At 51.6% G+C, this 8894-nt stretch carries 7 protein-coding genes; 4 read left to right on the top strand and 3 right to left on the bottom strand.

Features of this window, described 5'->3' with window-relative positions; genetic code table 11:
- Window positions 1-144 precede the first annotated feature (144 nt).
- Together J1784_RS00700 and J1784_RS00695 are read right to left on the bottom strand one after the other, a co-directional pair.
- Window positions 145-582 carry a helix-turn-helix domain-containing protein gene (locus J1784_RS00700; protein WP_217147633.1) on the bottom strand — a complete coding sequence of 146 codons (438 nt, stop codon included), beginning with the start codon at window positions 580-582 and terminating at the stop codon, window positions 145-147.
- On the bottom strand, window positions 579-890 hold the full coding sequence (locus tag J1784_RS00695) for a type II toxin-antitoxin system HigB family toxin (protein ID WP_217147632.1): 312 nt from the start codon (window positions 888-890) through the stop codon (window positions 579-581). Before J1784_RS00695 ends, J1784_RS00700 begins: the two co-directional genes overlap by 4 nt.
- Before the next feature lie 730 nt (window positions 891-1620).
- Between J1784_RS00695 and J1784_RS26790 the strand changes: the two genes are divergently transcribed.
- From J1784_RS26790 to J1784_RS00675, 4 genes are read left to right on the top strand one after another with little or no spacing between them, the layout of a single operon-like run.
- Window positions 1621-1878: a YtcA family lipoprotein gene (locus tag J1784_RS26790; protein WP_420803940.1), complete on the top strand. Its 258-nt coding sequence runs from the start codon at window positions 1621-1623 to the stop codon at window positions 1876-1878.
- A 20-nt stretch (window positions 1879-1898) separates the two neighbouring features.
- Window positions 1899-2915 carry a multidrug transporter subunit MdtN gene (mdtN, locus tag J1784_RS00685; RefSeq protein ID WP_217147630.1) on the top strand — a complete coding sequence of 339 codons (1017 nt, stop codon included), beginning with the start codon at window positions 1899-1901 and terminating at the stop codon, window positions 2913-2915.
- Between the two features lie 11 nt (window positions 2916-2926).
- Entirely contained in the window at window positions 2927-4897 is a 1971-nt protein-coding gene (locus tag J1784_RS00680) for an FUSC family protein (RefSeq protein WP_217147629.1), read from the top strand.
- A 2-nt stretch (window positions 4898-4899) separates the two neighbouring features.
- On the top strand, window positions 4900-6336 hold the full coding sequence (locus tag J1784_RS00675) for an efflux transporter outer membrane subunit (protein ID WP_217147628.1): 1437 nt from the start codon (window positions 4900-4902) through the stop codon (window positions 6334-6336).
- 353 nt (window positions 6337-6689) lie between these two features.
- On the opposite strand, the gene J1784_RS00670 is transcribed toward J1784_RS00675, so the two are convergent.
- Window positions 6690-8894, bottom strand: a 2205-nt coding sequence (locus J1784_RS00670) for an Ig-like domain-containing protein (RefSeq protein WP_238485326.1), incomplete at its 5' end; no start/stop codon positions are given.

The following is an 8894-nucleotide window of genomic DNA, read 5'->3' as shown; positions in this document are numbered from 1 at the left end:
CTTTTTATTCCGCCCTGGCCGGAGAGGTAATACTTCACGACAGCAATACGGAATTCCAGTGTGTAATTGGGCTTGCCCATAAATTGCACCTTACTCAGTTAGTGTCCAACTTTTGGGGTGCAGTTCAAAAGGGCGGGGAGTATGTCAAACGTTCTCGTCGATAAAGGCAGAAACAGGCAATCCAAAGCGCTTTGAAAGTGCCTTCATATGTTCCAGGGTAAGCTTACGCTCGCCTTTCAGGATCATGCTGACCAAAGAGCGTGCACCTATTTCTTCTTTGAAACTGCTTTGATTCAGACCGTGCTGATCCATGAGAACGCGCAGCATCGCCAGCTCCTGCGGCAACGCAGCAATACGCGTGTTGAATGCCTCAAATTCAGGGGCCGAATTTTCATAATCAGCAATTTTTTTAGCCAACAGATCAATAAGAGGATTTTCATCGTCGGTATCGATAAGACGCTCTACCATCTCAAGAGCCTGCTCGTAGTCTTCACGGCTATGGCTTCCCCCCAGCAGGGGAACGGCATTGATCAATGTGGCCGTAGCGTTTAAAGCGGCTTCATAACTATTTGCTGTCATCATTCTGGAGTTCTCCTGTAGTGGTCGGTTAGCCGGTCATATTCTTTGTGAGTCACGACGTGCTTGATAAATACGTTCTGCGTTTCAAACTTGATGTAAGTGATGATCCGTAAATTGTTACCGCCGATATCGATCACCCACCATTTCTGCCTGTATTTGAATCGGTCAAGACTGCCAAAGCGTGTTTTAAGGGCATCAGGGGTTAGAAAACGCCCTGTATGCAGCACTTTATAAGCATCTTCCAGCGCAGCGGCGTCGTTTGGAAATCGCCTCCCCGCCTCGTCAAACGGCTTCTTTGATATAACCCGCATAAATCCCTCTGTCTTGTAGGCATGAGATAATTATACTCCCCCACCGTCATGTCCACAATATGTGAACGAAAATGATGTTCACATATTGTGACCGCTCACTAAACTTAATAGCCATACTTTCAATATTTTGCTATAAAAGTGCAATTTCTGCACTTTTAGGATTAATTATGACAGGCTATGAATTGCGACTCTGGCGTAAAGGGATGCTTACAAAGGCACTGCTGCCGGTGAATGAGACGTGGGGCATTGGCAAAAATTATCAGAGAAGTTGACGGCGATGGGCATTTCGGTGGCCAGTTTTTGTTGACCACTTCATACATAGCATTAATGTCATCGGATTAATTGACCCGAAGTGTTCATAAAATTGTTTAGCCTGTTAATGAAGTACATCTGCAAGCAATACTCAGCCCCTACGTGGTCACGGAGTACTACACCGCCGGCAAATCAGGGGGAACATCCGGGAGCATGAAGCTGAGGCGAGGGTGGGCAGGCATGTAAGGCGCTAATAAATAAAAAGACCTGCCGGAAGGCGGTCTTAATAACCTTCGACTACTATTCTGATTCAGAAGCAAGCATAATTTATTTTTAAACAAAATAAATTAGCAAGCTAACAATTACTAGGGTAATTAAAATTTAAAGTGATATACTGAGGACATCCATTGCTTATATCTGATGACCCCCTTCGGGTCAGTCATCTCCCGCTTTTTACTTTCCTTGGTCACCTGCCATTATGAGAATAAGACTACCTGTGCTGCTGGGATTGCCCGCACTATTTTCCCTGACGGGATGTTCACTTTCTCCCTCACTGCCCTTTCTTGGCGCCGCCTTTCCTGACTGGCTTTATTGTCTTGCGTGCGGCTCAGTTCTTACAGGCGTGATATTCGGCCTGGCAGGAGAGAAATTACGCGACCGCTTTCAAATAAATTTAGGTGGCTGGTTATTAATCGCGGCGATTATCTCAATGGTTATCTGGCTATTCATTTTTTAATTAACCGACAGGCCATTATCATGTTTAAAAATAAGTCAAAAACAACGTTAATTGTGCTGACGGTTACGTCCCTAGTCGTGCTCTGTGTGGTTATCTGGCGTCTTGATGCCCGCCCTCGTACCGATGATGCGTATGCCTATGCCGATACCATCATGGTGTCGCCGGAAGTGAACGGCAGGATAATCGAACAGCCAGTACATGATAATCAGCTGGTGCAGAAAGGTGACCTGCTTTTCCGTATCGATCCCGCCACGTATGAAGCCGCGCTGAAGCAAGTGCAGGCTAAACTCTCCGGTCTGAACCGGCAGATTGAGCTGACTCAGCGCTCAGTGAATGCGCAGAAGTTTAGTGCCGGCTCGGCCAAAGCGTCAATTACCAGCGCTCAGGCGGATGCAAAAAAGGCAGCTAATACCTTACATCGTCTTGCACCGTTACTCTCTCAGGGATTTGCCTCTGCAGAGGAGGTTGACCAGGCGCGCGCCGCTAACGCCAGCGCGCAATCACGTCTGCAAAGTCTGGAATTACAGGCAAAACAGGCTGCGGCAGCAGTCAGCGGAGTTGATGCGTTGGTCGCGCAAAGGGCAGAGATCGAAGCGCAGATTGATATCGCGAAGTTAAACCTGGCGCATACCGAAGTTCGGGCTCCCTTTACCGGCCGCGTAGCGTCGTTGAAAACCAGCCTTGGTGAATTTGTGTCGGCGGGGAAACCGGTGTTTACCCTGATTGATACCACTCACTGGTATGTCATTGCTAACTTCCGTGAAACCGAACTTAAAAATATTCAGGAAGGCACTCCGGCGCGCGTCTGGCTGATGAGTGAGACAGGCAAAACGTTTGCCGGTCAGGTCGACTCCATCAGTTATGGCGTGCTGCCTGATGATGGTGGCAGCGTTATCGCGGGTTTACCGGCGGTGAAAAGGAACATCAACTGGGTACATGTTTCACAACGTTTCCCGGTTAAGATTCGGGTGACGGATCCAGACCCCCATCTGTTCCGCGTGGGCGCCTCTGCGGTGGCAACGCTGCAACCTCGCTAAACGGAGGCAGTATGATTTCAAAAATGGTTCCTTCAACACCTAACCTGTTGCAACAGCTAGGCAGTTTGCTCCGCCCTTATCCGGGGCGCGGTAACCTGATGATGCGCTGCCTGATCACGTGTACGCTGGTCATGGTTATTTCATTGACCCTGCAGATCCCTTTTCTGGCGCTGTCCCTGATTGCCGTTTTTTATGTCACCCAAAAGAACATCGTGCTGTCCAAACTCACCGGGACGCTATTCATTTTCGGTACCACGCTGGCGGTGGGGCTCTCCATTATGACGCTGAAACTGACCTGGGAATATCCCCTGCTTCGCCTGATGATGGCGGGAGGGTTATTCCTTGGTTGCGTCTATCTGATGCGAGCCACCAAATATGGCGTGGTTTTCTTTCTGAGTGGTCTGGTGATTTTTTACACTCAAACCTTTGCTGATTTGACGGACAACGCCGATAGCGTGGTCCATCTAATTCTTTGGCTGTGGGTGGCGATCAACTACGCCATTATTCTGACGCTTATTGTCAATCTGCTGTTCCTTCCTCTGGAGCCCGTCGCGCAACTAAGAGGGGCACTGCAGGCGCAGCTGTCGGACATTATCGACAGAACAGAACGGTTTATCGGCAGGGAGACGCTTCCGGAACCGCTTCCCGCCGCCGCTATCCAGGAAAAGACGCTGATGCTTCAGCACATGCTGGCTTTTGCTGTTATGCGTGATAAGCGCTATCGGCAGGATGAAGCCTGGCATCTGGCGCGGATCAGCACCGTATCTGGTCTGTATTTGATGGTACAACAGCTGCCAACGGATCCGGATGAGACCGATCTGGCTCTGGCCCGACCGCTTCTCGAAGGGTGCAAAGCTTTTGCCGGGTCGGTTGCGGAAGACAGAACGTTTTGGGTTAACGAGACGGGTGTCTTTGAGGGAATAAAGCAGGCGACGCTCCTGCGCATGATGGAGTCGGTGACTGCGTTTTCGCATTACCAGCATGTGCCGGTTGAATCGCCGTCAGAATCGAAAGAGAGTGCCCGTCTTAAAGGGCTGGTCATGAACCAGAGCTGGTGCCTGTTTGCGTTAAAAACGCTGCTGTCCACCTTTGTCTGTTATCTCATTTACATCGCAGCAGACTGGCAGGGTATTCACACCATTATGCTCAGCTGCATCATTGTGGCGCAGTCGAGCCTCGGCTCAACCGCACAACGAGGATTGCTGCGTGTGATTGGTGCGGTACTCGGTAGTCTGGCGGCGTTGCTGATGGTGATTCTGGTCATGCCGCATATTGAAAGTGTGGTTGGGCTGCTGGCGATGTCATTGCCAGTGATCGGCCTGGGAGCCTGGATTTATGCTGGCTCGGAAAACATAAGCTACGCCGGGATCCAGATGATGTTTACCTTCGCGCTGGCGTTACTGGAGAGCTTTGGCCCTACCTTTGAGCTGGTTGAAATACGCGACAGGGTGATCGGCATTTTGCTCGGGGTTGTGATAGCGACGATTTTCCATCGCTATTTGTGGCCAGAACGGGAAGGAAAATTGTTCTGGAGTAGCGTCAGCGCCTTAATCAATTCTCTTGCACAGCGCGTTAAGACCCATACAGAAGGGGCGGGAAGTGAAATCGCTCTGCGCCGATCGCTGGCCGGTTGCCAGGGGATCGCCGCGAGAGTCGCCATGGAGCCTGGCTGGTCATCAGATAACCGTCAGTCAGAAAGCGACATTTTGGCGGCTCAGCAGGTGTTAAGTCATCTTAGTGAGATCATTTATCAGTTCGAGCATCTCAGAGCAGAACACGGCGACAAAGACTTCGCCACAGAACGCCAGCAGGCGGCAGAGCTCTTGCACAAATGCGCGGCACTGGCGGCAACCGGGGAGCCTGAAAAGTCTGTAGCATCCTCGACGAAGCTTGGTGAGGGACGATTACGAACGCTGTTTTACGAAATCGAACAACTTCATCTCAGCCTGCGTACCCGGCAGACTGCAACCGGAATGGTATAACCATGCGTTGTATTAATAGCGTCAATCAAGTCAAACCTCTGACCCTGCTTTGCTGCATGCTGCTCGCTGCCTGCGCACCGATGAAGGATGAGAGTGCCCCGGTAAAGGCCATTTCGCAGCAAGAAATTGTGCTGCCGAAAGATATCAATATGACGGCTCAGCAGTGGCCTGACTCGAACTGGTGGAGAAACTATAACGATCCGCAGCTTAATGAGTTGATCGACCGCGCCTTACAAAAATCTTCGTCGATAGCGCTGGCGCACTCCCGTGTCGCTCGGGCCCGATCGGATGTGGCGCTGATTGCCTCTGGCACTCAGCTCAAAGTGAATGCGATGGCCGAAATCAATGAGGCGCATGTCTCCTCGAATGGCTATCTCGGTCCGTTTGCAGAGGATCGTCCAGCGCTCGGTACGACGGGTCCCTGGTACACAGAAGGGATCGTTGGGTTAGGCGCCACACTCGACATTGACCTTTGGGGTGAACATCGCGACCGTCTCGATGCGGTGATGGGAGTGGAAAATGCCCATAAGCTGGAAGAGAAAGCGGTGCAGCTAGAAATCTCGGCGGATGTCGCCCAGCTCTACTACGGCATTCAGACCAATTATCTGGTCACGCAGCACCTTGAACAACTTCAACAATCCGAAACCTTCGTGTTCAGTTCCCACCAGGCGCGTGCGTCCAGAGGGCTTGAATCAATCGCCGATGCGGAAATAGCGAAGGCCATGTTGCTGACGATAGAACAGCAACTCTCAATGGCCAAACAGCAACGCGTAGCGTTCCGTGAGTCGCTGCGTGCTTTGATAGGCGGCGGTGAACTGGCGGAGATTAAACCGATGCCATTACCGGTGGCGCAAACCCAACTGCCATCGTCGCTTAACTATCAGCTACTGGCCCGTCGTCCGGATCTGCAGGCCGCCCATTGGTATGTCCAGTCTTCCATGAAACAGATAGATGCAGCTGAAGTGGCGTTCTATCCGACTTTCAATATCAAGGCGTTCTTCGGTTTTGATGCGCTGCATATGAACGATCTGTTCGATCACTCCAGCCAGCAGGCCAATATTATCCCGGGTCTTTACCTGCCGATCTTCTCCGGCGGACAGCTGGAAGCAAACCTCGATAAGACCCGTCACCAGCGGGATATGCTGATCTCACAGTACAACCAGGCGGTGCTGACGGCGGTAAAAGACGTGGTGACTACTGGGTCTGCTCTCCAGTCATTACAGGAAGAACAGGTGATTCAGAATGAAAAAGTCAGCTCTGCTGCGGCGGGCATGAACAATGCGCAAGCCCGTTTCAAACGTGGGCTTATCAGTCAAGCCATGGCAAACGAAGCGCAACACGAGTGGTTGAATGAGCAAATCAAACAGATTGAAATGCAGGGGCGGCTTGTCAGCCAGGATATCGTGCTGAATAAAGCGCTCGGGGGCGGGAAGATATAGTTGCTACTGATCTCCTCCCTGAAAACAGTGCCAGTCTAAACTGAAGTATCCGGTCTTTCTTTCATCTCACTTATGCAATCGGTGGTGGATTCTCATCAAACTTAGGTTTTTACGTGATGCTGATATTCTTCATCACGTTTGCTAAAGATGTGTATGGAATTAGTCCGGTTAGAGGCTATTTGCGACAACGCCGTATTTTTCACGTAGCCATTAATCGTGTTCAGATAAATTAATGCGGTAGTTTCCTTGAAGGACGGGGTCTCTCTTTCTTTGTCTTTATTATGCCCATAAAAATGCCGGCCACTTTCGTGGTCGGCATTATGCTTTGGCTGATTAAATCAATCAGTCAGGTGTTACGCCATGGCGTGCAATTCCACACCATGTTGTACCAGCAACTCAGTGTCACTACCTGCTACAGAGTACACATCATATGCAACTCCGCCGCTAGTAACGTTACCTGTGTGCGCCAGGCTGCTGTCTGACACACCGGTCAGATCAACGCGATCGCCTGCATCACCCGTTACTGCAAACTGCTCTTTACCGTCAGCGATGAACGCATTATCAGCGCCCTGGCTTAACACGTCATCCAGCGACAGAGTCAGATGATTCTGTGGCGCGTCATGCGTGCTTGCCGTGGCGGTTGTTGCGTCATGCTCTGCCGGATGCGCTTGTGTTGCCAGCGCCATCAGTGCGACATCGGTATGTGCTGCTTCTGCCTGTGGAGCAGCCGCCGCCTCATACTGAGTCTCACCCCAGGTGATGTTATCCACACGGATAGTCCCTTGGCCAGTCTCTGGACCGACATCAATCTCTACATGATCGATCAATGTGCCAGCCGGTGCTTCGAAGCTAATGTTCTCTATGGCTCTTGTGTCATGAGGATCGGTAACGGGTACATCCATACTACCGATCTCATTACCGTTTACATCGAAGTAATGAACGACGGTTCCCGTTGCAGTCACTGCCGCGACATCAAAGCTGACCATATTCGTCTGGCCGCCAAAGTCCAGACGAGTCTGCGAAGTACCAGACAGCTCCATATCGACTTTGCCAAAGCTCTTCGGTGCGAACAGAACTACACCCTTCGTACCGATTTCACTTTCGCTGCCCGTTGCCTCATACCCTGGTTTAAGAAGGGTGACTGACAGACCACCCAGACCTAGTCCATCTTTGGCGTCAGGGTTGTTGAACGGTGTATCGCTCAGTATATTCTTGAAACCTTCAACATTTTCAAAGCTGGTACTGCCTTTAGCAATGATAGAGAAATCAACGGGTTCACTTGGAGCACTTTTTGAACCTGTCTCCGGATCTACTACAACAGTATCAATGGAGTGACTACCTGTATCCAGTGGCGCATCCGGCGTGAAGTTCCACTTACCGTCTGGATCAACGGTGGTGGAACCAATGACGACACCATTATCACTGATGATAACGACGTCGCCCGGAGTCGCATCCCCTTCGATGACCGGAGTCGTATCATCTGTTGCACCACCTGGAACAACAACACCTTGCTCATCGCCTTCATCGTCGCGAACATCGACATTAGTAGCAGCATCCGGCACATTCGTGGAGACAGTGAAGTCAAATGGTGGAGTCGAGCCACTTTCGTTGCCCGCTTTATCGGTTTCGGTCACGGTGATGTCGTACTGACCATCATCCAGGGCCACTGACGGGGTAAACGTCCATGAGCCATCCGCACCGACGACGGCAGTGCCGAGTACGTCGCTGCCATTATTGTAGATGGTGATGATGTCGCCATCAGTTTCACCGGTACCCTTGAAGACAGGGGCACTGTCATCAGTGGTGCCATCCTGGGCAATTGGACCTGTTTGTGTACCGACATTATCGTCGATCTCAGTCAGGGTCGGAACACCCGGAGCAATGGTGTCGATAGTGAAGTCATACGCTGCAGACGGGTCACTGACGTTACCGGCTGCATCGGCTTCGGTGACGGTGATGTCGTACGTACCATCTGCCAGTGCAACTGCAGGAGTGAACGTCCAGGTGCCATCCGCACCGACCACTGCGGAACCGATAGCGGTGCCGTTGTTGTAGACGGTGATGATGTCATCGGCAGTTTCACCGGTACCGTTGATGGTCGGGGTATTGTCACTGGTGAAGCCGTTCTGGGCCACGTCAACATTCTGCGCACCGGCGTCATCCACCACGTCGGTGATGGTTGGCGCGACTGGCGCAACGGTGTCGATAGTGAAGTCATACGCGTTAGACGGGTCACTGACGTTACCGGCCGCATCGGTCTCGGTGACGGTGATGTCGTACTGACCATCTGCCAGCGCGTCCGGGGTGAACGACCAGGTACCATCGGCGCCGACCACTGCGGAGCCGATAGCGGCACCGTTGTTGTAGACGGTGATGATGTCATCGGCTGCTTCACCGGTACCGTTGATGGTCGGGGTATTGTCACTGGTGAAGCCGTTCTGGGCCACGTCAACATTCTGCGCACCGGAATCATCCACCACGTCGGTGATAACCGGCGCGACTGGTGCGATGGTGTCGATGGTGAAGTCATAGGCGTTAGACGGGTCACTGACGTTACC

The organism is Rahnella ecdela (assembly GCF_019049625.1).
GTDB classification, from domain to species: Bacteria; Pseudomonadota; Gammaproteobacteria; order Enterobacterales; family Enterobacteriaceae; genus Rahnella; species Rahnella ecdela.
Note: the sequence above shows the minus strand (reverse complement) of the source record. Positions and strands in the feature narration are given on the sequence as shown.